Annotated in this window: 25 protein-coding genes; 16 read left to right on the plus strand and 9 right to left on the minus strand. The window is 70.7% G+C overall.

Features of this window, described 5'->3' with window-relative positions; all coding sequences use genetic code 11:
• Positions 1-42 precede the first annotated feature (42 nt).
• Positions 43-783 (minus strand): Clp protease N-terminal domain-containing protein, encoded by a 741-nt coding sequence (locus ACLU3S_RS12855; RefSeq protein ID WP_413951917.1) that lies wholly within the window; start codon positions 781-783, stop codon positions 43-45.
• 159 nt (positions 784-942) lie between these two features.
• On the opposite strand from ACLU3S_RS12855, the gene ACLU3S_RS12860 reads away from it, so the two are divergent.
• A complete protein-coding gene (locus ACLU3S_RS12860) occupies positions 943-2,052 on the plus strand; it encodes a DUF2786 domain-containing protein (RefSeq protein ID WP_413951918.1) in 1,110 nt (369 codons plus the stop codon).
• A gap of 38 nt (positions 2,053-2,090) precedes the next feature.
• Here ACLU3S_RS12860 and ACLU3S_RS12865 read toward each other — a convergent pair whose 3' ends face one another.
• Positions 2,091-2,609, minus strand: a complete 519-nt coding sequence (locus ACLU3S_RS12865) for a DUF4232 domain-containing protein (RefSeq protein ID WP_413951919.1) — start codon at positions 2,607-2,609, stop codon at positions 2,091-2,093.
• Positions 2,610-3,093: 484 nt separating this feature from the next.
• Entirely contained in the window at positions 3,094-3,597 is a 504-nt protein-coding gene (locus ACLU3S_RS12870) for a hypothetical protein (RefSeq protein ID WP_413951920.1), read from the minus strand.
• Between the two features lie 182 nt (positions 3,598-3,779).
• Here ACLU3S_RS12870 and ACLU3S_RS12875 point away from each other — a divergent pair, with 182 nt between their 5' ends.
• From ACLU3S_RS12875 to ACLU3S_RS12890, 4 genes are all read left to right on the plus strand, one after another.
• Positions 3,780-4,154, plus strand: coding sequence for a VOC family protein (locus tag ACLU3S_RS12875; RefSeq protein ID WP_413951921.1), 375 nt, complete (start codon positions 3,780-3,782; stop codon positions 4,152-4,154).
• 7 nt (positions 4,155-4,161) lie between these two features.
• Positions 4,162-4,521 (plus strand): ArsR/SmtB family transcription factor, encoded by a 360-nt coding sequence (locus ACLU3S_RS12880; protein WP_413951922.1) that lies wholly within the window; start codon positions 4,162-4,164, stop codon positions 4,519-4,521.
• A complete protein-coding gene (locus ACLU3S_RS12885; RefSeq protein ID WP_413951923.1) occupies positions 4,505-4,978 on the plus strand; it encodes an SRPBCC family protein in 474 nt (157 codons plus the stop codon). Before ACLU3S_RS12880 ends, ACLU3S_RS12885 begins: the two co-directional genes overlap by 17 nt.
• Positions 4,979-5,147: 169 nt before the next feature.
• Positions 5,148-5,417, plus strand: a complete 270-nt coding sequence (locus ACLU3S_RS12890; protein WP_413951924.1) for a DUF397 domain-containing protein — start codon at positions 5,148-5,150, stop codon at positions 5,415-5,417.
• 100 nt (positions 5,418-5,517) lie between these two features.
• On the opposite strand, the gene ACLU3S_RS12895 is transcribed toward ACLU3S_RS12890, so the two are convergent.
• Positions 5,518-6,009 (minus strand): ATP-binding protein, encoded by a 492-nt coding sequence (locus tag ACLU3S_RS12895; protein WP_413951925.1) that lies wholly within the window; start codon positions 6,007-6,009, stop codon positions 5,518-5,520.
• A gap of 343 nt (positions 6,010-6,352) precedes the next feature.
• On the opposite strand from ACLU3S_RS12895, the gene ACLU3S_RS12900 reads away from it, so the two are divergent.
• From ACLU3S_RS12900 to ACLU3S_RS12910, 3 genes are all read left to right on the plus strand, one after another.
• Positions 6,353-7,177: a helix-turn-helix domain-containing protein gene (locus ACLU3S_RS12900; protein ID WP_413951945.1), complete on the plus strand. Its 825-nt coding sequence runs from the start codon at positions 6,353-6,355 to the stop codon at positions 7,175-7,177.
• Positions 7,178-7,246: 69 nt separating this feature from the next.
• Positions 7,247-8,707: an aldehyde dehydrogenase family protein gene (locus tag ACLU3S_RS12905; protein ID WP_413951926.1), complete on the plus strand. Its 1,461-nt coding sequence runs from the start codon at positions 7,247-7,249 to the stop codon at positions 8,705-8,707.
• 103 nt (positions 8,708-8,810) lie between these two features.
• Positions 8,811-9,353: a DinB family protein gene (locus ACLU3S_RS12910; protein WP_413951927.1), complete on the plus strand. Its 543-nt coding sequence runs from the start codon at positions 8,811-8,813 to the stop codon at positions 9,351-9,353.
• A gap of 63 nt (positions 9,354-9,416) precedes the next feature.
• Here the strand turns inward: ACLU3S_RS12910 and ACLU3S_RS12915 are convergent, their stop codons facing one another.
• On the minus strand, positions 9,417-10,823 hold the full coding sequence (locus tag ACLU3S_RS12915; RefSeq protein ID WP_413951928.1) for a glutamate decarboxylase: 1,407 nt from the start codon (positions 10,821-10,823) through the stop codon (positions 9,417-9,419).
• A 126-nt stretch (positions 10,824-10,949) separates the two neighbouring features.
• On the opposite strand from ACLU3S_RS12915, the gene ACLU3S_RS12920 reads away from it, so the two are divergent.
• Entirely contained in the window at positions 10,950-11,711 is a 762-nt protein-coding gene (locus ACLU3S_RS12920) for a MerR family transcriptional regulator (RefSeq protein ID WP_413951929.1), read from the plus strand.
• A 28-nt stretch (positions 11,712-11,739) separates the two neighbouring features.
• On the opposite strand, the gene ACLU3S_RS12925 is transcribed toward ACLU3S_RS12920, so the two are convergent.
• A complete protein-coding gene (locus ACLU3S_RS12925) occupies positions 11,740-12,105 on the minus strand; it encodes a YbjQ family protein (protein WP_413951930.1) in 366 nt (121 codons plus the stop codon).
• 142 nt (positions 12,106-12,247) lie between these two features.
• Here ACLU3S_RS12925 and ACLU3S_RS12930 point away from each other — a divergent pair, with 142 nt between their 5' ends.
• Positions 12,248-13,171: a DedA family protein gene (locus tag ACLU3S_RS12930; RefSeq protein WP_413951931.1), complete on the plus strand. Its 924-nt coding sequence runs from the start codon at positions 12,248-12,250 to the stop codon at positions 13,169-13,171.
• A 34-nt stretch (positions 13,172-13,205) separates the two neighbouring features.
• On the opposite strand, the gene ACLU3S_RS12935 is transcribed toward ACLU3S_RS12930, so the two are convergent.
• Together ACLU3S_RS12935 and ACLU3S_RS12940 are read right to left on the minus strand one after the other, a co-directional pair.
• Positions 13,206-14,858 (minus strand): threonine/serine exporter family protein, encoded by a 1,653-nt coding sequence (locus tag ACLU3S_RS12935; protein ID WP_413951932.1) that lies wholly within the window; start codon positions 14,856-14,858, stop codon positions 13,206-13,208.
• A gap of 147 nt (positions 14,859-15,005) precedes the next feature.
• The gene (locus tag ACLU3S_RS12940) at positions 15,006-15,497 is read right to left on the minus strand and encodes an inorganic diphosphatase (protein WP_413951946.1); all 492 of its coding nucleotides are present in this window, start codon (positions 15,495-15,497) and stop codon (positions 15,006-15,008) included.
• 124 nt (positions 15,498-15,621) lie between these two features.
• On the opposite strand from ACLU3S_RS12940, the gene dacB reads away from it, so the two are divergent.
• The 6 genes from dacB (at position 15,622) to folE (ending at position 23,265) form a co-directional block, all read left to right on the plus strand.
• On the plus strand, positions 15,622-17,178 hold the full coding sequence (dacB, locus tag ACLU3S_RS12945) for a D-alanyl-D-alanine carboxypeptidase/D-alanyl-D-alanine-endopeptidase (RefSeq protein WP_413951947.1): 1,557 nt from the start codon (positions 15,622-15,624) through the stop codon (positions 17,176-17,178).
• A gap of 100 nt (positions 17,179-17,278) precedes the next feature.
• On the plus strand, positions 17,279-18,412 hold the full coding sequence (locus tag ACLU3S_RS12950; protein WP_413951933.1) for a zinc-dependent metalloprotease: 1,134 nt from the start codon (positions 17,279-17,281) through the stop codon (positions 18,410-18,412).
• A 192-nt stretch (positions 18,413-18,604) separates the two neighbouring features.
• Positions 18,605-19,636 (plus strand): tRNA lysidine(34) synthetase TilS, encoded by a 1,032-nt coding sequence (tilS, locus tag ACLU3S_RS12955; RefSeq protein ID WP_413951934.1) that lies wholly within the window; start codon positions 18,605-18,607, stop codon positions 19,634-19,636.
• A 76-nt stretch (positions 19,637-19,712) separates the two neighbouring features.
• Entirely contained in the window at positions 19,713-20,273 is a 561-nt protein-coding gene (gene hpt / locus ACLU3S_RS12960) for a hypoxanthine phosphoribosyltransferase (RefSeq protein WP_413951935.1), read from the plus strand.
• A 214-nt stretch (positions 20,274-20,487) separates the two neighbouring features.
• The gene (ftsH, locus tag ACLU3S_RS12965) at positions 20,488-22,527 is read left to right on the plus strand and encodes an ATP-dependent zinc metalloprotease FtsH (protein WP_413951936.1); all 2,040 of its coding nucleotides are present in this window, start codon (positions 20,488-20,490) and stop codon (positions 22,525-22,527) included.
• Positions 22,528-22,659: 132 nt separating this feature from the next.
• Positions 22,660-23,265 (plus strand): GTP cyclohydrolase I FolE, encoded by a 606-nt coding sequence (gene folE, locus ACLU3S_RS12970; RefSeq protein ID WP_413951937.1) that lies wholly within the window; start codon positions 22,660-22,662, stop codon positions 23,263-23,265.
• Between the two features lie 21 nt (positions 23,266-23,286).
• Here the strand turns inward: folE and ACLU3S_RS12975 are convergent, their stop codons facing one another.
• Positions 23,287-23,775 carry a DUF3180 domain-containing protein gene (locus ACLU3S_RS12975; RefSeq protein ID WP_413951938.1) on the minus strand — a complete coding sequence of 163 codons (489 nt, stop codon included), beginning with the start codon at positions 23,773-23,775 and terminating at the stop codon, positions 23,287-23,289.
• Positions 23,776-23,783 lie beyond the last annotated feature (8 nt).

A 23,783-nucleotide genomic window follows, 5' to 3' on the forward strand; every position in this document is an offset into this window, starting at 1 on the left:
GAGTGTGGCAGGCGGCACTGACAATGGCCGTGACCTGGTGATTCAGTCCTTCGGGCCCTCCTGTTCGCGCTGCTGCACGAGCAGCGCCAGCACCTGGGCGACGTACTCCTCGGTCGCGGCCTTGGTGATGCCGAGGTGGCTGAGCACGCCCTTGCCGTTCTCGTGCTCCAGCAGGGCCAGCAGGATGTGTTCGGTTCCGATGTAGTTGTGCCCGAGCCTGAGGGCCTCGCGGAAGGTGAGCTCCAGGGCCTTCTTGGCCTCCGGTCCGTAGGGGATGAGGTCGGGGACCTCGTCCGCGGCGGGCGGCAGCGCGGCGGTCGCGGCCTGCCGCACGGCGTCCAGCAGGACGCCCTGCGCGGTGATCGCCTTGGCGGCGAGGCCCTCCGGCTCGGCCAGCAGTCCGAGGACCAGGTGCTCGGGGCGGCCCTCGGGGTTGCGGGCGGCCACCGCCTCGTTGTGCGCGGCCATGACCACGTTCCGCGCGCGCGGGGTGTAGCGGCTGAAGTCGCCGGCGTCGAGTCCGGCCGATTCCTTGGGCACGAACCTCTTCTGTGCCGCCTGCCGGGTCACCCCCATGCTCTTGCCGATCTCCGTCCAGGACGCGCCGGAACGGCGGGCCTGGTCGACGAAGTGACCGATCAGATGGTCGGCCACGTCCCCGAGGTGGTCCGCGGCGAGCACCGCGTCCTGCAGCTGTTCGAGGGGTTCGGTGTGGACCTTCTTGATGGCCTCGATGAGGTCGTCGAGGCGAACGGAGGAAGTGATGTTCTGGTTGGTCGCCATGTGTCAACCGTAGGTTGCATCCCCTCGGGGTGTCAACCAATAGTTGACAGTGCCTGCCTCCTGCGCACTCCGGGTGCCGCGGCGTGAGCGCGAAGAAGTTGTCCACAGGCTGTGGACAGACGCCGGGCGCTGTCGGCGGGGCATGGCACGATCGGCGGTGTGACCAGTACTGCCGCGACCGTCGAGCGGGCCTTTCGGGCCTCGCTCTACGACGACACCGAAACCGGGCTCGACACCGGCGCCTCCCTGCTCGCCGCCGACCCCGCCGCGGACGCCGAACTCGCGCGGCGCGGCGAGGAGTTCGTGGCGACGGCGTGGCGGCGCGGCTGGCAGCCCGCCGATGTCGTACGGCTGGTGCGGCGCGAGCTGGAGGAGGCGCACGTACGCCTGGCGGCCGGGCTGATCCGGGCCCAGTCCGGTCGCGACCGCCCGCGCGGGCGCCGCTGGGCCGCGCAGCTGGCGGACCTGCCCGACGACCCCGCGCGGGCGACGGACCGCTTCTCGCACGCCACGGCCGTCCTGGAGCTGTACCGCCTGCTGCTCCGGCTGCCCGTCCTGGAGCCCATGGAGGAGGCACCCCGTCACGGTCCCGCCCCGGCCGCGTCCCGCATGCTCGGCCGCATCCGCGCGCTGCTCGCCAAGGCAGAGGCGACCGGCTACCCGGAGGAGGCGGAGGCGCTCAGCACCAAGGCGCAGGAGCTGATGGCCCGGCACAGCGTCGACGAGGCGCTGCTCGCCGCCGCGGCGCCCGCGCCGGACGCGCCCGGCGCCTGCCGGATCGGGGTCGAGCCGCCGTACGAGCAGACCAAGGCGGTCCTGCTGGACGCCGTGGCCGGCGCGAACCACTGCCGCGCGGTGTGGCACGAGGCCTTCGGCTTCTCCACGGTCGTCGGCTTCGAGGCGGACCTGGAGGCGGTCGAGCTGCTCTACACCTCGCTGCTGGTGCAGGCCACTCGCGCGATGACCAAGGCGGAGGCGGCCCAGAGAGCCGGCGGACGGAAGCGGACCAAGACCTTCCGGCAGTCGTTCCTCGCGGCCTACGCCCACCGGGTCGGCGACCGGCTCAGGGCAGCCGCCGAAACCCAGGTCACCCATGATCTGCTGCCGGTGCTGGCCACGCGCGCGGCGGCCGTCACCGGTCGACTGGAGCGCATGTTCCCCGAGACGACCACGACCCGGCTGCGCGGGGTGAGCGACGCGGCGGGCTGGACGGAGGGCGCGGCCGCGGCGGACCGCGCCCAGGTCGAGGCCCGCCCGCGGCTGGAGTGAGATCAGTTGCGGCCTGCGTTCAGTGCCCGACCCTGCGTTCAGTCCCCGACCTGCTGGAAGGCGCTGACAGTGGCGTTCGGCTTGCCCTGGGCGCCCTGACCGGCGATCGGGCCGAACTTCCAGGGGAAGTTCTGCGTGGTGTCGTCGCCCGGCAGGGCGATGCGCATCTGGGTGGCCGCGAGGCTCGTGGCGTCCCCCGTCCTGCCGCGCACGTACGAGATGGTGAAGGTCGCGGAGTCGCCCTTGGCGAGCTTCAGCTTCTGCGCCTTCGCCTCCTTCTGGGCGGACAGCTTCGCGGACACGTCCTTCTGGACGAGGGTGACGCCGGGGAAGTGGTCGAGCGTGCACGGCGTGCTGTGGTTGGTGATGCTGACGGGCACCTCGCCGGTGTCGCCGGCCGCCGGTGCCACGCTCGCCGACCCGACCTCCAGCGAGACGCCGCCGAGCCGGCAGGCGGAGCCGTCCTTGGCGCCGCTCTTGTCGCTGCTGCCGTCGTTGCAGGCGGTCAGCAGCAGGGCGGCGGCGAGAGCGGTGACGGTGAGCGGAATGGCGCGCATGAGCAGGTCCCATCGAGGTCGTGACGGTGTCCCAGCATCATGGCGCCTGCGCGGCGGGACCGTTCGCGCGCCCCTCCGGAATCACCGCTTCAGGTGCTTCCCCGAAACAAGCTGCCACCGCCCGCGCTCCCGAGTCACGGCAACAGCCCGGGCACCCGCATCATCGTCTCGCGCCCGCGCACCGGCGCCGGCGTACCCGCGCACCCGCTCGCCTCGCCGCTGCACACGGGCCGGCCGATTCATTGCTGCACGCCCGTTCATTGCTTCACGCCCGCGCACCCGAGTCGCCGCCTCGCGCCGGTGCGGCGCGCCCGCGTCGCCACTGCACGCCCGCGCGCCCGAGTCACTGCAACAACCGTGCCGCATCCGAGAGTCGCTGCCTCGCGCCCGCGCACCCACGTCACCGAAACAACCCGCGCCGCACCCGAGTCATCGCCCCCCCCGCCCGCGCACTGGCGTGGCCCGCCGCACGCGCCGACCCGCGTCACTGCTTCACACGAGTCGGCAGCCCGGTCGGCAGCTTGCCGCCCTCGGCCTTGGTGTACGTCTCCTGGCCCACCTTGCCCGACCAGGTCACCTTCATCGCCTTGCCGTTGACGGAGTCGACCATGCCGGAGACCCGGTCCTTGCTGCCGTCGGTGCAGGACAGGTGGATCATCTGCATGCCGGCCTCGCTGCCCGCGGTTCCGCTGCAGACGGTCCCGCCGGTCGCGAAGATCCCGGCCTGCTTCCCTGTGATCACCAGGGCCACGATCTTGCCGCCGCTCGTCGTGAGCCAGCTGCCCTGGAGCTTGGCGGAGGCGCCGGTCACGGCCGGGGAACTCGCGGCCGACGACGGAGCCGGGCTCGCGCTGGGCGTGGCGGAGGGACGGTCCGTGGAACCACCGCCGCCGCTGCTGCACGCCGTCAGCGTCAGCGCGCCGACCAGCCCCGCGGCCAGGGCCGCGACCCGCACCCGTGAACTCACCGAAGCAGTAGCCGAAGTCACGTCAGGCTCCCAAGCTGTAGCGTCCGGCCGCCCTCGGCCGGACGGCCCGCAGCAAGCTACCAGCAGCCACCAGGGGCGCCCCCCGTACGCCGGACAGGAATCCCGTGTGAAGCACCGGCAACAACGCGTAGGGAACTTCCTACGCTTGACTGGTAGGGGATTGCCTACCTATTGTCCTCCGCATGACTGTCACTCACGCCTCCTTCGTCACCCTTCCCGTCACCGACCAGGACCGGGCCCTGCGCTTCTACCGGGACGTCCTCGGCTTCGAGGTCACCGCCGATCTGCAGATGCCGCCGGGCCGCTGGCTCCAGGTCGCGCCCAAGGGTGCGCAGACCGTCTTCACGCTCTCCGGTCCGGGCATGGGGGATTTCGAGCCGGGTTCGGCCCGGGGGATCATGCTGGTGACGACCGATGTCGACGCCGACTGCGCACGGCTCGCCGAGGCGGGCACCGAGGTGCAGGGCCCGGACGAGTACCCGTGGGGCCGGATGGCCTCCTTCCGGGACCCGGACGGCAACGGTCTGATGCTGCTGACGGAGAAGGAAGGCTTCTGACCGCTCCATGAACGGGACGGGTACCGCCGCCGAGGACCGCGTCTTCGCCGCGCTCGCCAACGCCACCCGCCGCGAGGTGCTGCGGCTGCTGCGCGAGCGCGGGCCGCAGCCCGTCCAGGCGCTCGCCGACCACTTCGACATGCGCCGTCCGAGCCTCTCGGAACACCTCAAGGTGCTCCGGGAGGCCGGTCTCGTCTCCGAGCAGCGCGCGGGCCGGAAGCGCATCTACCGCCTCGAGGCCGCCCCCCTCGCCGACGTGCAGGACTGGCTCCATCCGTACGAGCGGTTCTGGCGCGAGCAACTGAAGGGCCTCGGCGATCTCCTCGACCGCATGCCCGACGATGAGGCTCATGAGCACAGTGCCTGACGGCGACCCGGACGACCTCACCACGATCCGCGTCGACCAGTACTTCCCCCATCCGCCCGCCAAGGTGTGGCGCGCCCTGACCGAGCCCGAGTTGCTCGCCCGCTGGCAGATGCCGGGCGCCGAGGACTTCCGGCTGGAGGTGGGCCATCGGTACCGGATGACCTCCGTCCCCCGTCCCAACACCCGGTTCTCGGGCGTCGTCGAGGTGCGGGTGCTCGCCTACGACATCGAGCGGATGCTGTCCCTCCGCTGGGCGGACGCCGATCCCGCCCATCCCACGGACTGGACCATTACCTGGACCCTGGAACAGGAAGGGCGCGGTACGCGTCTGTTCCTAGTGCACGAGGGGTTCGATCCGGACGACCCGGCTCAGCTGATGGCGCGCAAGATCATGGGTGGTGGCTGGAAGGGGCATGTCCTGCCCGCACTGGGGCAGGCGCTGGAACAGCTCGGGTGAAACACCGGCACACCGTCAGGTAAAGCGTGCGTCAAAGCTGTAACCGTGGGACGACTCCCCGTGCACGTGCATCTGCTCATGCAAGTGCACGTGAACGGAGTTATGATCCGGGTCAGTTGACCACCGCATCTATGGCCACACCAGCCAGTGCACCACCGGGGAGCGACCTGTGGACCGCGACGTTGACGGCGTGTACAGGGAGTACGACGTGTACAACGGCATGGCTGCCACGCAGCTGGACGGAGTGGCCTGGCAGAAGAGCAGACACAGCAATTCGCAGGGCTCCTGCGTGGAGTTCGCGCGACTGCCCGGCGGCGAGGTCGCCGTGCGCAACTCGCGCTTCCCGGACGGGCCGGCGCTCGTCTACACGCGCGCGGAGATCGAGGCCATGCTCCTGGGCGTCAAGGACGGCGAGTTCGACCACCTCATAGCGAGTTGACGCGCCGGCGGTGCGGACACGGCGGATGGCAACGATGTCGAGGCCGTCCTGGAACCCGTGACGCGCGTAGAATTGGGGCGTGCGTCGGCGCCGTTCCGCGTCAGCAGGTCGTCTTGAGCCGGAACATGGCCCAGACGACTTTGCCGTCGAGGGTCCCGGCGAGCGGGTGCCACCCCCAGCCGTCGGCGAAGGAGTCCACCAGGAACAGCCCGCGACCCGACTCGGCCGAGAAGTCGTCCGAGTCCCGCGGCGCCGGCGTCTCGTGGCTCGGGTCGCGCACCGCGCACACCAGCCGCTCGGTCCAGCGCATCAGGTGCAGCCGTACGGACGGGGTTCTCTCCGAGCAGGCGTCCGCCGGCAGCGCATGGCGCAGGGCATTGGTGACGAGTTCGGAGACGACCAGGCATATGTCGTCGAAACGGTCGCCGATGTCCCACTGGTCCAGGGTGCCCCGGGTGAACCGCCGGGCCTCGCGCACCGCCTCGTAACGGGCGGGCAGGGCGCAGGACGCGGCATCGGACACGGCCGCGGGGTCCAACGGCGGAAGGCCCTGCCGTAACGGCTTGAGCATGGTCGATCCATTCGTCCCCATGCGAGGCACTCCCGGGAATTCGCGGTCGTTGCGATGCAGCGGTGGTGCGGGACCATGGTTTCGGATGCGCAGAGCAGATGCAAGGGCAGATGCACGTGCACGCGACCGAAATGGACCTGTCCGCACCGCTTCTTGGCCATTTTTTCTGCCCTCGTGGCGGCCGTGGTCGCCAGTGGTCCCCACCTCTCCCGGCCGCGGCGCGACAGAAACGGCCGACCTCTTTCCGTTTCTGTAACCGGACGAGTACTGCGCGAAGCGTTTTAGTGGCAGACTGCGGCACCTAAGACGGTTGGGGAGGCTGGCGAACGTGAGCGCGGGAGAGCCCGGATCGGTGGTGCGGCGGATGCTGCTCGGCTCGCAACTCAGGCGACTGCGTGAAGCCCGGGGGATCACGCGCGAGGCCGCGGGGTACTCGATCCGTGCGTCGGAGTCGAAGATCAGCCGGATGGAGCTGGGCCGGGTGAGCTTCAAGACCAGGGACGTGGAAGACCTGCTGACGCTGTACGGCATCACCGACGAGGCCGAGCGGCAGTCGCTGCTCTCCCTCGCCCGCGAGGCCAACGTGGCGGGATGGTGGCACAGTTACACCGACGTCCTGCCCAGCTGGTTCCCCACCTATGTGGGCCTGGAGGGCGCCGCCTCGCTCGTCCGCGTCTACGAGGTGCAGTTCGTGCACGGCCTGCTGCAGACCGAGGAGTACGCGCGCGCGGTGGTCCGGCGCGGCATGAAGGGCGCGAGCGCGGACGACGTCGAACGGCGGGTCGCGCTGCGCCTGGAGCGCCAGCGGCACCTGCTGTCGGACAACGCCCCCGAGCTCCACATCGTCCTCGACGAGGCCGCCCTGCGCCGCCCCTACGGCGACCGCCAGGTGATGCGCGGCCAGCTCCAGCACCTGATCGACGTCTCCCAGCGGCCCAACGTACGGCTGCAGATCATGCCGTTCGGCTTCGGCGGGCACTCCGGCGAGAGCGGCGCCTTCACCATCCTCAGCTTCCCCGAGTCCGACCTGTCCGACGTGGTCTACCTCGAGCAGCTGACCAGCGCCCTGTACCTCGACAAGCGCGAGGACGTCGCCCAGTACGAGCAGGCCCTGAAGGAGCTGCAGCAGGACAGCCCCGGGCCGGACGAGAGCCGGGATCTTCTCCGCGGACTGCTTCAACTCTCGTGACCCACAAGTAGGATGACGTGTGATCAGACCGTGACCGGGATCTGGCACCTCTAGTGATTGAGGGATCACATGTCGTCCTACTTCAGCGACTTGGCCCAGCAGTACATCGACGGTGAGTGGCGACCGGGCACCGGTTCCTGGGACGTCATCGACTTCAACCCCTACGACGACGAGAAGCTGGCCGCGATCACGGTGGCCACGGTCGACGAGGTGGACCAGGCCTATCGGGCGGCCGCCCGGGCCCAGAAGCAGTGGGCCGAGACCAGCCCCTACGCCCGGCGGGCCGTCTTCGAGCGGGCGCTGAGGCTGATAGAGGACCGCGAGCAGGAGATAGCCGAGCTGATCATCACGGAGCTGGGCGGCACGCGCGTGAAGGCCGGCTTCGAGCTGCACCTCGCGAAGGAGTTCCTGCGCGAGTCCATCCACCTGGCGCTGCGCCCCGAAGGCAAGATCCTGCCCTCCCCGACGGAGGGCAAGGAGAACCGCGTGTACCGGGTGCCGGTCGGCGTCGTGGGCGTGATCAGCCCCTTCAACTTCCCCTTCCTGCTGTCGCTGAAGTCCGTCGCGCCGGCCCTCGCGCTCGGCAACGGCGTCGTCCTCAAGCCGCACCAGAACACCCCGGTCGCCGGCGGCACCCTGATCGCCAGGATCTTCGAGGAGGCCGGGCTGCCCGGCGGCCTGCTCAACGTCGTCGTCACCGACATCGCCGAGATCGGCGACGCGTTCCTCGAGCACCCGGTCCCGAAGGTCATCTCCTTCACCGGTTCCGACGCCGTCGGCCGGCACGTCGCCACCGTCTGCGCCGCGAACTTCAAGCGCTCGGTGCTCGAACTGGGCGGCAACAGCGCGCTGGTGGTGCTGGACGACGCGGACGTGGACTACGCGGTGGACGCGGCGGTCTTCAGCCGGTTCGTCCACCAGGGGCAGGTCTGCATGGCCGCCAACCGGGTCCTCGTGGACCGCGCGGTCGCCGACGAGTTCACCGAGAAGTTCGTCGCCAAGGTGCGGGGCCTCAAGGTGGGCGACCCGCGCGATCCGCAGACCGTCATCGGCCCGGTGATCAACTCCACCCAGGCCAACGCCCTGTCCGGCGCGGTCGAGCAGGCGCTCGCCGAGGGGGCCACGGCCCTGGTGCGCGGCACCGTGGACAACAACCTGGTCGAGCCCACCGTGCTGACCGGCCTCCCGGCCGACTCCGCACTGCTGCAGCAGGAGATCTTCGGCCCGGTCGTCTTCCTCGTCCCGTTCGACGGCGAGGAGGAGGCGGTGCGGATCGTCAACGACACCCCCTACGGCCTCAGCGGCGCCGTGCACACGGGTGACATCGAGCGGGGCGTCGCCTTCGCCAAGCGGATCGACACCGGCATGTTCCACGTGAACGACGGCACCGTGCACGACGAGCCGATCGTGCCCTTCGGCGGCGAGAAGCACTCCGGCATCGGCCGCCTGAACGGCGAGACGACGCTCGAGGCCTTCACCACCGTCAAGTGGATCTCGGTGCAGCACGGCCGGAGCGGATTCCCGTTCTAGTCCGGCTCGCCCCGGGTCAGCGGACAGAATCTGACCTAAAGAGCCCGTAGCGTCGTCCGTACCGGGCGGACAGCCCGGGCGAACCGACGAGAGGCGGCCGGTCATGGTCACGCACGTGTCCGCGGAGGCGAAGGGCGACGAGCGAGGGGCGCTGCTGGCGTTCATCGAGGAGCAGCGCGGCGGGATCCGCCGGGCACTGCTCGGGCTGACCGAGGAGCAGGCCCGGTCCCGTCCGAGCGCCAGCGAGCTTTCCCTGGCCGGCCTGCTCAAGCACGTCGCCGAGGTCGAGCAGAGCTGGATCGCCCGGGCCAGGCAGGAGCCCCCGGCGGTCCGGCGCGACGAGTCGAACTGGCACGAGACCTTCCAGCTGGTCGGCGAGGAGACGGTGGCCTCGCAGCTGGCCCACTGGGAGCAGGTCGCGGCGGAGACGGAGAAGTTCATCCGCTCCGCGCCCAGCCTGGACGACACCTTCCCGCTGCCGCCCGACCCCTGGTTCCCGCCGGAGGGCCGGGTCTCGCTGCGCTGGCTGTGCCTGCATCTGATCCGCGAGACGGCCCGCCACGCCGGTCACGCCGACATCATCCGGGAGTCCCTGGACGGCAAGACCGCGTTCGAACTGGTGGCCCTGGCACAGGCGGGGGAGTGAGCAGGCGGCACAGGGCCGCATCGGCGCCCGGCCCCGGCGACGCGCCGGGGCCGGGCGTGCGTGCTAGTGGTGGAAACCTGTGGCGGCGCTCTTGTCGTGGGTGAGCGGATGCGGCTGGCGGCGCAACTCGGGCAGTAGACGGGCCAGGTCGTCCATGAACAGGTCGGCCAGGTCGTGGGAGAAGCCGTTGCGGCACACGATCCGCAGCACGGACAGGTCCTCGCGGTTCGCCGGGAAGGTGTACGCGGGCACCAGCCAGCCGTTCTCGCGCAGCCGCCGGGAGACGTCGAAGACGTCGTACGCCGTGACGTCGTCGGCCGTGGTCAGTGCGAACACCGGCAGCTGGTCGCCGCGCGTGAGCAGCCGGAAGTCGCCGAGCGCCTCGATCCGGCCGGCGAGCGAGCGGGCCACCTCCCGCGTCGACTGCTGCACCGCCCGGTACCCCTCGCGGCCCAGCCGCAGGAAGCTGTAGTACTGCGCGACGACCTGGGCGCCCGGCCGGGAGAAGTTGAGTGCGAAGGTCGGCATGTCGCCGCCCAGGTAGTTGACGTGGAAGACCAGCTCCTCCGGCAGCGCCTCCGCGTCCCGCCACAGCGCCCAGCCGACCCCGGGATACACCAGCCCGTACTTGTGCCCCGAGGTGTTGATCGAGGCCACGCGCGGCAGGCGGAAGTCCCACACCAGGTCCTCGTCCACGAACGGCGCCACCATCGCGCCGGACGCCCCGTCCACGTGCACCGGGACGTCCAGCCCGGTCCGCTCCTGCAGGGCGTCCAGGGCCTCGCACAGCTCGGCGATCGGCTCGTAGGAACCGTCGAAGGTCGAACCGAGGATGCCGACGACCCCGATGGTGTTCTCGTCGCACAGCTCGGCCGCCGCCTGCGGGTCCAGGTGGAAGCGGTCGCCCTCCATGGGCAGCAGCCGGGCCTCCACCTCCCAGAAGTTGCAGAACTTCTCCCAGCACACCTGGACGTTGATGCCCATGACCAGGTTCGGGCGCGCCCCCGGATAGCGGTCGGCGTTCCGTTTCATCCAGCGCCGCTTCAGCGCCATGCCGGCGAGCATGCACGCCTCGCTGGAACCCGTGGTCGAACAGCCCACGGCGGCCGCGGGATCCGGCGCGTTCCACAGATCCGCGAGCATCGCCACGCAGCGCCGCTCCAGTTCGGCGGTGCGCGGGTACTCGTCCTTGTCGATCATGTTCTTGTCGCGGCACTCCGCGAGCAGCACGTCGGCCTGCGGCTCCATCCAGGTACTGACGAAAGTGGCCAGGTTCAGCCGGGAGTTGCCGTCCAGCATCAGCTCGTCGTGCACCAGCTGGTACGCCGTGTGCGGGGAAATCGGGGCGTTCGGGAGCCGGTGCGTGGGCGGAGCCTCGGTCATGCCGCCGACCGGGTCGGCCTCTCCGAAGAACGGGTTGACCGACAGCACCCGCTCGTCGTGCTTCCCGGGACCTTTGTGCAGAGCCATGGGCACGCCTCCTCTGGGCCACCATAGGCGGACGGCGCGGGCCCGACATCCGGAACGACCCGGACTTGCACCTCACGTGACGTGAGGCTGCAGCGTGGAGGCGTACCGACGACAAGGAGCGGAAAAGTGAGCTACTCCGTGGGACAGGTCGCGGGGTTCGCCGGCGTCACGGTGCGCACCCTGCACCACTACGACGAGATCGGCCTGCTGGTGCCCGGCGAGCGCACGTACGCCGGCCACCGGCGCTACACCGACGCCGATCTCGACCGGCTCCAGCAGATCCTGTTCTACCGGGAGCTCGGCTTTCCGCTCGAGGAGGTCGCGGCCCTGCTCGACGATCCCGGCACGAACCCGCGCGAACACCTGCGGCGCCAGCACCGACTGCTGACCGCCCGGATCGAGAAGCTGCAGAAGATGGCCGCGGCCGTGGAGCACGCCATGGAGGCACGCACGATGGGCATCAACCTCACCCCCGAGGAGCGGTTCGAGGTGTTCGGGGACAAGGACCCCGAGCAGTACCGCGAGGAGGCGGAGGCGCGCTGGGGCGACACGGAGGCGTACGCCGAGTCGCAGCGCCGCGCCGCCTCCTACACCAAGGAGGACTGGAAGCGCATCCAGGCCGAGGTCGACGACTGGCAGGAGCGGTACGCCGCCCTGGTGGCCGCCGGTGAGCAGCCGGCCGGCGAGGCGGCCATGGACCTGGCCGAGGAGCACCGGCAGCACATCAGCAGGTGGTACTTCGAGGTGTCGTACGAGATGCACCGGTGCTTCGCCGGGATGTACGTCTCCGACGAGCGCTTCAAGGCGTACTACGACGCCATGCGCCCCGGTCTCGCCGAGCACCTGCACGACGCGATCCTCGCCAACGCCGGCCGGCGCTCCTCCTGACCGGTCCCGGCCCGGGCGCGCGCGGGGGTCACTCCCGGGCCAGGACCACCGCCGTGCCGTAGGCGCACACCTCGGTGCCGACGTCGGCGGCCTCGGTCACGTCGAACCGGAACGCGACGACCGCGTTGGCCCCCCGCGCGCGTGCCTGCTCCATCAGGCGCTCCATGGCCTGGTTGCGGGTCTGCACGAGCGTCTTGGTGAGCCCCTTCAGCTCGCCGCCGATCATCGACTTCAGGCCCGCGCCGATCTGGCTGCCCAGGTGCCGGGAGCGCACGGTGAGCCCGAAGACCTCACCGATGACCTGCTGCACCCGGTGTCCGGGCACGTCGTTCGTCGTCACGACCAGTACGTCCGGCTGGGGCCCCTGGCCGCCGCCGTAGTCCTCGAGTCCCATGCGTCACAGCTTTCTCCCAGTCATCCCACAGTGCATCCTGGAGGCGTCGGGGGAACCTGGGGCGGTCACATCGCGTTGATAGCTTTGTGCGGCCGTACCCGGACACCGTCGCCGCCCTCATTCCTCTCAGGAGCCCGGACCCGTGATGACACTCGCCCTCGGCCCGAGCTGGCTGGACCCCAACTATCTGCTCGACACCTACAGCATCTGGGGTCTGCTGCTCGTCGTCTTCGCCGAGTCCGGACTGCTCATCGGGTTCTTCCTGCCGGGCGACTCGCTGCTGTTCACCTGCGGTCTGCTGATCACCTCGCACCAGATGGACTTCCCGCTGTGGGGCGCGATAGCCCTGATCTGTCTCGCCGCGGTCCTCGGCGACCAGGCGGGCTACATGTTCGGCAGGAAGGTCGGCCCGTCCCTCTTCAACCGGCCCGACTCCCGTCTGTTCAAGCAGGAGAACGTCACCAAGGCGCACGAGTTCTTCGAGAAGTACGGCCCGAAGTCCCTGGTCCTCGCCCGGTTCGTGCCGGTCGTGCGGACGTTCACCCCGATCATCGCGGGCGTCAGCGGTATGCGGTACCGCTCGTTCCTGGTCTTCAACGTCATCGGCGGCACCCTGTGGGGCGCGGGCGTCACCCTGCTCGGCTCCTGGCTCGGCCAGCACGCGGTCGTGAGGAACAACATCGAGGCGATCCTCATCCTGATCGTCCTCGTCTCGGTGGTCCCGATCGCCATCGAGTACCTCCGCGCCCGCGGCAAGAGCAGGAAGGAGGCCGGGGCCGCCCCTCGGACCCCGCAGCAGCCCCAGGCCCCGCAGTACGGGCACCGGCCGGTAACGCCGGTCATGGACACCTCGACCACCCAGCTGCGCCGCATCGAGCCGGAGCAGCCGTACGAGCAGCAGTACCAGCAGCCGTACTGGAACCAGGGCGGCTACGAGGACCCGTACTACGACCAGCAGCAGTACCAGGAGCCGTACCCGCAGCAGTACCAGGAGCCGCACCAGGCGCAGTACCCGCAGCCGCAGTACGACCCGAACGGGTACCCCTACGACCAGCACCGGCGGTGACCGGGCGCGAGCACCACCGGCGGTGACCGGGGGCTCAGAAGCCCCTGGTCCGCTTGGCGGCCCGGCGCTTGCCGGCGGAGCCGACGCGGAGGAACAGCCGGAAGACCTCCGACCCGAGATTGACCCCGATCGCGATGGCCATGGCCAGGGACGCCGCGTTCGCCAGCGACACCAACCCCTTGTCCACCTGGTTCTGGGCCATGTTCAACAGCCCGAAGTAGGTGGCCGAGCCGGGCAGCAGCGGTCCGATCGCGGCCGTCGTGTATGGCAGCGCCGAGGCGAACCGGTACCGGGACAGCAGCTGCCCGAACAGCCCGACCAGCCCCGCCGCCGCGGCCGTGGAGGCCACCGGCGAGATGTCGGCCACGTAGTGCATCGCGCCGTACACGGTCCACGCGACGCCGCCGTTGAGCGTCACCCAGAGCACGGTCGACCGCTCCTGCTGGAGCAGCACCGCGAAGGTCAGCGACAGCAGCATGGAGGCCGCGATCTGGATCAGCGGCCGCTGGGAGATGCCGAGCGCCGCGTCCGGATTCAGCTTGCCGCCGAGCTTCACCCCGAAGTACAGGACGACCAGCACCCCGGTGACGATGCCCACGAAGAAGTACAGGACCTCCAGCAGACGTGCGGAGGCGGTGATGTAAAAGCCCGTCAGGCCGTCCTGCACCCCCGCCACCAGCGCTCGCCCGGGCAGCAGCGCGAACAGCCCACCGGTGACCACGGCGGACGCCTTCACGTCCACGTCTGCCAGCGCGAACGCCACCCCGATCGCGGCGGGCGGCATCGCCGCCACCGTGAACTGGTAGAACTCCGGCAGTCCGCGCCCCGCGCACAGCCACGCCAGCCGGTCGCCGAGCATCGCGCCGGCCGCCGCCGCGACGAACACGATCAGGTCACCGCCGACCAGCATCGAGGCCGCGCCGGCCAGCAGCCCGCTGGCCAGGGTCAGCGCCCAGCCGGGGTAGGGGTGCCGGTTGCGGCGGATCTCCGCCAGGCGCCGGTAGGCCTCCTCCAGCGAGACGTGCGTCTCCGGGTCGGTCAGGTCGTCCACCAGCCGGAAGACGGCCGCCAGCCGCGTGTAGTCGGTGCCCCGCCGCCGTACCGTCCGGGACGCCGTCACCGGGTCGTCCACCAGGGACGGCTGGTGCGAGATCGACAGCAGCGTGAAGGTGACGGTCGGCTCGCAGCGGTCCAGGCCGTAGGACCGGCACACCGCGAACATCGCGGCCTCCACGTCCTCGGCGCCCTCGCCGCCCGCCAGCAGCAGCTCCCCGATGCGCAGGGTCAGGTCGAGCACGCGCGGGACGGCCGGGCCCTCCTCCACCGGCTGCACCGGCTCGGGCGCCGGCCGCTCGGCCACCGGCATGCGCAGCATCGTGCGCATCCGGTCCTGCCAGGGCGCGTCCTTGACCAGGCTGACCAGCGGCACCCCGGTGGCCGGCGTGAACGCGGCCTGGGCGCCCTGCGGGCTGTAGGTGCTCGGCGTGCTGAACGCCGACCCCTCCGGCTCCGCACTCGGCGGCTGCGGCGCCTCCAGGCCCTGCGGCACCGCGAACTCGGAGGTCGTCTCCGGCTCACCGCCCGCCCTGGGGACGTCGAGACCCGCGGGGACGGCGAACTCCGATGTGATCTCCGGGTCGTACCGCGCCTCGTCCGACCGGGACTTGCGGTCCTCCGCCTCCGTCACCTCGCACCGCTCCCTGAACGACACCGTCCGCCGGCCTCAGTATGCGCACGTATACCCGGACGGGCTGCACGCGTGCGCGCACGCGGGTGCATGCGAAAAGGGCCGCACGCACGCGTGCGGCCCGATCGCGCGGGACGAGCGAGGGCGTCAGTGACCGCCCTGCTCCTTGAAGCGCTTGTACGACCGCTCGATCTCCGCCTCGGCGTCGGAGCGGCCCACCCAGTTGGCACCCTCGACGGACTTGCCGGGCTCCAGGTCCTTGTACACCTCGAAGAAGTGCTGGATCTCCAGGCGGTCGAACTCCGACACGTGGTGGATGTCGCGCAGGTGCTCCACGCGCGGGTCCGTGGCCGGAACGCACAGCAGCTTGTCGTCGCCGCCCGCCTCGTCCGTCATGCGGAACATGCCGATCGTGCGGCACGTGATGAGGCAGCCCGGGAAGGTCGGCTCGTCCAGGATGACCAGCGCGTCCAGCGGGTCGCCGTCCTCGCCGAGGGTGTTCTCGACGAAGCCGTAGTCGGTCGGGTAGGCGGTCGAGGTGAAGAGACGACGGTCCAGGCGGATCCGACCGGTCTCGTGGTCCACCTCGTACTTGTTGCGCGAACCCTTCGGGATCTCGATCGTGACGTCGAACTCCACCGGTGGCTCCTCCATGATCAGCACATAGTTCTGGTGGTTAAGTGTCCCTCACGCAGGTGTGTGATCGCGAAAGGGGCTGGTGGTCGTGCCAGAGCTGAGGCCTTGGCGTGCCGCGAGACCGCAGGTGGTGCGGATCGTGAACGCCGTACGACCGCGTCTGGCGCGCGCCACGTCGGCCGCGAAACCGCGGGTCGCGCGGCTGGCACGGACGGTGCGGCCACTGAGCGCCGCCCTTTCCCGTCCGCGTTCCCACAGGACCTGGCGGTACACCGCGGGCGCCGCCACCGCCGGCCTGGCGCTGACCGCCGGAGTGGTGACCCTGGCGGGCCCCTGGGACGCCAACGGTCAGCGTACGGCCGAGCGGCACCGGGCCGCCGTTCTGGAGCGGGCAGGTGGCACAGATCACGACGGCTCCTCCACGGTGCCGGGGGCGCCGCGGCCCGCACCGAGCGCCGGGCCCGTCCTGGCGGGCGTGGGCCGCGCCACGAGCCCCGTGGACACCGGGAAGGCCGCGCCGGGCGAAACGTCTCTCTCCAACGTCCTGGGGCCCCTCTTGAGCGCCCCGTCGCTCGGCACCGCGCACGCCGCCGCGGTGGTGGACGTGGCCACCGGCCGGCGCCTCTACGGCGCCGGTCCCGACAAGGCCCTCACCCCCGCCTCCACCACCAAGATCGCCACCGCCGTCGCCGCCCTGTCCGCCCTCGGCCCCGACCACCGCCTCACGACCCGCACCGCCCTCGAACCCGACACCGGCGAACTCGTCCTGGTCGGCGGCGGCGACCCCACGCTCACCGCGCACCAGCACGCCGACGGCTGGGCCAGCCTGCGCACCCTGGCCACGCGGACCGCACAGGCCCTGCAGAAGCGCGGCATCCACAGGATCACGTTCTCCTACGACACCACCCTCTACACCGGCCCCGCGCTGCACCGCATCGGCGTCAACGACAACCTCGCCCCGGTCACCGCCCTGATCGCGGACGAGGGCCGCACCAACGGCTCCACCAGCGGACCGGTGATCCGTGTGACCGACCCGGCGAAGGACGCGGCCACGAAGTTCGCGGGCTTCCTCAAGGCCGCCGGCATCACCACGACCCCGCCCGGCCCGTCCAAGGCCACCAGCCGCGCCGAGACCCTCGCCACCGTCTCCTCGCCCCCGCTGTCCGCCCTCGTCGAGCGCATGCTCACCAACAGCGACAACGACATCGCCGAGGCCCTGGCCCGGCAGACCGCCCTCGCGACCGGACGGCCCGCCGGCTTCGACGGCGGCGCCAGGGCGATCGCCGCCCAGCTGACCAAGCTCGGCCTGCCCATGTCCGGCGCCTCGTTCCACGACGGCAGCGGCCTCGACCGCGACGACAGGCTGACCGCGAACCTGCTCACCGCCCTCCTGGTCAAGGCCGGCGCCCCCGACCAGCCCGGCCTCCGCCCCATCCTGACCGGCCTCCCCGTGGCCCACTTCACCGGCACCCTCGCCGCCCGCTACACCGACGGCGGCGCCGGCGTCGTACGCGCCAAGACCGGCACCCTCACCGGCGTGAACACCCTCGCCGGCACGGTCGTCGACGCCGACGGCCGCCTGCTCGCCTTCGCCTTCCTCGCCTCGGGCACAACCGACCCCCTGGCGGCCCAGTCCGCCCTGGACCGGACGGCAACGGCCCTGGCGGGATGCGGATGCGGCTAGACCGCCGGCCCCGCGGCACCGGGCGCCGGGGACACGCGGCCGTGCCCCCGGCGCCCGTCACGGCCTGCCCCCGGCGGCAGCGCTCACGTACCGTTGACGCATGACAGGCTTCGGTGGCACCGCATCTCCCGGGATGGTCGACTGGAACCTCGCGGTGGCGACCGCGACACGGCTCGTACGACCGGGCCCCGACGTCAGCCGTGACGAGGCCAGGGCCGTCGTCGCGGAGCTGCGCCGGCACGCGAAAGCCTCGGAGGAACACGTCCGGGGCTTCACTCGTCTGGGCACCGAGGAGACCCACGACACCCCCGTCCTCGTCGTCGACCGCCCCGGCTGGGTGAGGGCCAACGTCGCCGGCTTCCGCGAGATCCTCAAGCCCCTGCTGGAGAAGATGCAGGAACGGCGGGCCGGCAGCCCGGGCAGCGCGGTCCTCGGCGCCGTCGGCGGCAAGGTCACCGGCGTCGAACTCGGCATGCTGCTGTCGTTCCTGTCCTCCCGCGTCCTCGGCCAGTACGAGACCTTCGCCCCCGCCACCCGCGAGCTCCCGGCCGGAGCGAACGGCGGCGGCCGTCTGCTGCTCGTCGCGCCCAACATCGTCCACGTCGAACGCGAACTCGACGTCGAACCGCACGACTTCCGGCTCTGGGTGTGCCTGCACGAGGAGACCCACCGCACCCAGTTCACCGCCGTGCCCTGGCTGCGCGACCACCTCGAGGGCGAAATCCAGTCGTTCTTGGCGGAGACCGACGTCGACCCCATGACCTTCCTGGAGCGCATCCGGGAGGCCGCCCAGTCCCTCGCCGGCGGCCGCCCCGAGGGCGAGGAGGAGGACGGCGGGCGCTCCTTCGTGGAACTGGTGCAGACCCCGGCCCAGCGCGAGATCCTCGGCCGCCTCACCGCCGTGATGTCCCTGCTCGAGGGCCATGCCGACTACGTCATGGACGGTGTCGGACCCAGCGTCGTGCCGACCGTCTCCGAGATCCGCGAGAAGTTCCAGCAGCGCCGCGCCAAGGGCGCCTCCCGGCTCGACCAGGCCCTGCGCAAGCTGCTGGGTCTCGATGCCAAACTCCGGCAGTACCGGGAGGGCGAACGCTTCGTGCGCGCCGTCGTCGACGAGGTCGGCATCGCCGGCTTCAACCGCGTGTGGACCTCCCCCAACACCCTGCCCACCAAGGGGGAGATCGCCAAACCGGCGGACTGGGTCGCACGGGTGCACCGCCGGGCCGAGTCGTGAACGGCACGGGCACGTCGTGAACCGAATCCGGCCGACGGCAGGAGAACGCCCCTGCAATCACCCGTCCGAGGGACCGTGAGCCATGCGTGGGCGTGCAATGCTCGGGGAACGGCCCGCTTCTGTCACCATCGACACACTCTGAGTGACCGAACTCGGGCTCACCCCCCGAAAACTTCATGAAGGGAACCGGACATGGGTCCCCATCCTGCGGTCGCGGCGATACGCCTGGCGGTCCGCCGCGTCCTCCACGACATCCTGAACGACCACCCGACCTCCGGCGAGCACCCGGACCAGGCAGCCGAGCGGCCCCCCTCCCCGCTCGTGCTCGTCGCGTGCTCCGGCGGCGCCGACTCCATGGCGCTCGCCTCCGCGCTCGCCTTCGAAGCGCCCAGGCTCGGTATCCGCGCCGGCGGCGTCACCGTCGACCACCGGCTGCAGTCCGGCTCCGACCTGCGCGCCGCCGAGGTCGTCCTCCGGATGCGCGGCCTCGGCCTCGACCCCGTCGAGTCCGTCACCGTGACCGTGGGCCGCGAAGGCGGACCCGAGGCCGCAGCCCGCGACGCCCGCTACGCCGCCCTCGACGCCGCCGCCGAACGCCACGGCGCCGCCGCGATCCTGCTCGGGCACACCCGCGACGACCAAGCGGAAACCGTCCTGCTGGGCCTCGCCCGCGGCTCCGGCATCCGCTCCCTGTCCGGAATGGCCGCGGTCTCGGGGGCCGGCGGCCGTTACCGGCGCCCCTTCCTGCACCTCGACCGGCAGACCGCCCGCAAGGCCTGCATGGTCCAGTCCCTCCCCGTCTGGGACGATCCTCACAACGCCGACCCCGCCTACACCCGCTCCCGCCTCCGCCAGGAGGGCCTGCCCGCCCTGGAGAAGGCCCTCGGCAAGGGCGTCGTCGAGGCGCTCGCCCGCACCGCCCAGCTCTCGCGCGACGACGCCGACGCCCTCGACGCCTGGGCCCGCCAGGCCGAGGCCTCCGTACGGGACGCCGCGGGCCTGCTGGAGTGCGCCAAGCTCTACGCCCTGCCGCCCGCCGTGCGCCGTCGCATCCTGCGCCACGCCGCCATCGAGGCCGGGGCCCCGGCCGGTTCGCTGTTCGCCCGCCACATCGAGGAAGTCGACCGCCTGATCACGGGCTGGCGCGGCCAGGGAGCCATCAATCTCCCGGGCAGAGTCGTCGCCCAGCGGCAGGGTGGCAGACTGGTGATTCGGCAAGGCTGAATCCCGACCCCCCGGAGCGACCTCCGGCGGCCGGTCCGGGCGGCCGGAGGCCGTAACTGCGGGACGACCGAAAGTGATGCGGGTGGACGCGAAAGACATGGGTGCCGACCTTCAGCAGGTGCTCATCACCAAGGAAGAGATCGACGCGAAGCTGGCCGAGCTGGCCGCGAAGATCGACGCGGAGTACGCGGGCAAGGACCTTCTGATCGTCGGCGTCCTCAAGGGCGCGGTGATGGTCATGGCCGACCTGGCCCGGGCGCTGTCCGCCCCCGTCACCATGGACTGGATGGCCGTGTCCTCCTACGGCGCGGGCACCCAGTCCTCCGGTGTCGTCCGCATCCTCAAGGACCTCGACACCGACATCAAGGGCCGGCACGTCCTGATCGTCGAGGACATCATCGACTCCGGCCTGACCCTGTCCTGGCTGATCAACAACCTCGGCTCCCGCGAGCCCGCCTCCCTGAAGGTGTGCACGCTGCTGCGCAAGCCGGACGCCGCCAAGGTCGCCATCGACGTGGAGTGGGTCGGCTTCGACATCCCGAACGAGTTCGTCGTCGGGTACGGCCTCGACTACGCCGAGAAGTACCGCAACCTGCCGTTCGTCGGTACGCTCGCGCCCCACGTCTACGGCGGCTGAGCCGCGGGTGCCGGTGTGAGCCAGTCGGCTCAAGCCTTCGCGGAGGATCGGGAACCCCTGAGGGTCCCGTGCCGTTGAAGCATCCAGAGACGGGTTTCCCCGCCGCCGAGACGGATCCGTGCGGCTTCGGGCAACAATGCTGGGGTACCGTCAGAAGAACTGTCTTATCAAACTCACTATGGCAGGAGGGACGGGGCGGCACCGCTCCGTATGGATGGACGTGAAGCGATACTTCCGTGGGCCGGTCATGTGGATCGTGCTGGCCGTCCTTGCCGTGGTCGTGTTGATGCAGGTCGTCGGCTCGTCCGGCGGCTACAAGACGGTGGACACCGGCCAGGTCGTCGCGGCGATCAATGACAACAGGGTCCAGTCGGCCAAGCTGACCACAGGCGACGAGCAGAGCATCAAGGTCACCCTCAAGGACGGCCAGAAGGTCGACGGCAGCTCGAAGATCCAGGCGAGCTACATCGGCGACCAGGGCGTGACCATCGCCGGCACGCTGCAGACCAAGTACCAGGACAAGCAGATCCCGGACGGCTACACGGTCTCGCCGTCCAAGCAGAACCCGTTCCTCGGCGTCCTGCTCTCGCTGCTGCCCTTCGTTCTCATCGTGGTCGTCTTCCTGTTCCTGATGAACCAGATGCAGGGCGGCGGCTCCCGGGTCATGAACTTCGGCAAGTCCAAGGCGAAGCTCATCACCAAGGACACCCCGAAGACGACCTTCTCCGACGTCGCGGGCTGCGACGAGGCCGTCGAGGAGCTCCAGGAGATCAAGGAGTTCCTGCAGGAGCCGGCCAAGTTCCAGGCCGTCGGCGCCAAGATCCCCAAGGGCGTGCTCCTCTACGGCCGCCCCGGTACCGGCAAGACGCTCCTCGCGCGCGCCGTCGCCGGCGAGGCGGGGGTGCCGTTCTACTCGATCTCCGGTTCCGACTTCGTCGAGATGTTCGTCGGTGTCGGTGCCTCCCGAGTGCGTGACCTCTTCGAGCAGGCCAAGGCGAACGCCCCGGCGATCGTCTTCGTCGACGAGATCGACGCGGTCGGCCGCCACCGCGGCGCCGGCCTCGGCGGCGGTCACGACGAGCGCGAGCAGACCCTGAACCAGCTGCTCGTCGAGATGGACGGCTTCGACGTCAAGGGCGGCGTCATCCTGATCGCCGCCACGAACCGCCCCGACATCCTCGACCCGGCCCTCCTGCGCCCCGGCCGCTTCGACCGGCAGATCGCCGTCGACCCGCCGGACCTGCAGGGCCGTCTGGAGATCCTCAAGGTCCACCAGAAGGGCAAGCCGGTCGCGCACGACGTCGACCTGGCCGCCGTCGCCCGCCGTACCCCGGGCATGACCGGCGCCGACCTCGCCAACGTGCTGAACGAGGCCGCACTCCTCACCGCCCGCGGTGACCAGAAGCTGATCGACAACCGGGCGCTGGACGAGGCGATCGACCGCGTGGTCGCGGGCCCGCAGAAGCGGACCCGGATCATGTCGGACAAGGAGAAGAAGATCACCGCGTACCACGAGGGCGGTCACGCCCTGGTCGCGGCGGCCTCGCCGAACTCCGACCCGGTCCACAAGATCACGATCCTGTCCCGCGGCCGCGCACTCGGCTACACGATGGTCCTGCCCGACGAGGACAAGTACTCGACCACGCGCAACGAGATGCTCGACCAGCTCGCCTACATGCTGGGCGGCCGCGCGGCCGAGGAACTGGTCTTCCACGACCCGACCACCGGTGCCGCGAACGACATCGAGAAGGCCACCAACCTGGCCCGCGCGATGGTCACGCAGTACGGCATGACCGAGCGGCTCGGCGCGATCAAGTTCGGCGGCGACAACAGCGAGCCCTTCCTCGGCCGTGAGATGGCTCACCAGCGCGACTACTCCGAGGAGGTCGCCGCGCTGGTCGACGAGGAGGTCAAGAAGCTCATCGAGACCGCGCACAACGAGGCCTGGGAGATCCTGGTCGAGAACCGCGACGTCCTCGACAACCTGGTCCTGGCGCTGCTGGAGAAGGAGACCCTGGGCAAGGAGGAGATCGCCGAGATCTTCGCCCCGATCGTCAAGCGTCCGCCGCGGCCCGCCTGGACCGGCTCCTCCCGCCGTACCCCGTCCACCCGCCCGCCGGTGCTCTCCCCGAGGGAGCTGGCACTGACCAACGGTGCGAACGGCGCGACGGCCGCGATCAGCACGGCCAAGTCCACGGCCACCGAGTCCGCCCCGGTGACGGACCAGGCCCCGGACGACCGCTCCGAAGGCTGACACTTTCCGGCCACCCCGGCCCGGAATGAACGCCGCGCCCGCCAGGTTCTAGCCTGGGGGCGCGGCGTTCGTATGTCCGCAGACAGGCGCATGGCCGCTGCCAGGCGTGAAGGCACAGGAACGAGGAACCACATGACCGACCCGGTGACGCTGGACGGCGAGGGCCCCATCGGCGAGTTCGACGAGAAGCGCGCCGAGAACGCCGTACGGGAACTGCTGATCGCGGTCGGCGAGGATCCGGACCGCGAGGGGCTGCGGGAGACCCCGGGCCGGGTGGCACGGGCGTACAAGGAGATTTTCGCGGGCCTGTGGCAGAAGCCCGAGGACGTGCTGACCACCACGTTCGACCTGGGACACGACGAGATGGTCCTGGTGAAGGACATCGAGGTGTACAGCACCTGCGAGCATCATCTGGTGCCGTTCAGGGGAGTCGCCCACGTCGGCTACATCCCGTCCGTCTCCGGGAAGATCACGGGCCTGTCCAAGCTGGCCCGCCTGGTGGACGTCTACGCCCGCCGGCCGCAGGTGCAGGAGCGGCTCACCACGCAGATCGCGGACTCCCTGATGGAGATCCTGGAGCCGCGGGGCGTCATCGTGGTCGTGGAGTGCGAGCACATGTGCATGTCGATGCGCGGCATCCGCAAGCCGGGCGCGAAGACCATAACGTCCGCGGTGCGCGGTCAGTTGCGGGACGCGGCGACGCGCAACGAGGCCATGAGCCTGATCATGGCGCGCTGAACCGGCACCCGGCGGAACCGGTCACGCCACCGGTTCCGCCCCCGTGTGGTTCTGGTCGTCGTCCTCGGGGAGTTTGCAGACGCGCTCCAGGAACAGCGCCGCCGCTATGACGCCGACGCCGGCGAGGACCGAGAAGCCGGCGTAGATGGCCTGGTCGCGGCGGGTGGGGATGTCGAGGAGTTCCAGGAGGAAGACGCCCGTGCCGCCGTACATGCCGGCGACGAGCGCGGCGACCAGGGCGCTCGCCTGGCCGAAGACGACCGCGCGGGCGGCCATGAGCGGGTCGACGCCCTTCGCGCCGGGGCGGCGCTCGCGCTGGGCCTTGAGCCGGGCGCGCAGCGAGAGCGCCGTGGAGAGCAGGACCACGGCGATCAGGGCGAGGACGATGGGGGCGGCCAGGGGGACGCTGGGGAGAGTCCCGATCGAGTTCCAGAGGCGGGCGCCCGCCCAGGACAGGATGCCCGCCACGAAGAACACGCCGACCAGCACCCTGATGCGCAGCTCTCTCACGGTGTCCC

This window comes from Streptomyces sp. AF1A (assembly GCF_047340315.1).
Lineage (GTDB): Bacteria > Actinomycetota > Actinomycetes > Streptomycetales > Streptomycetaceae > Streptomyces.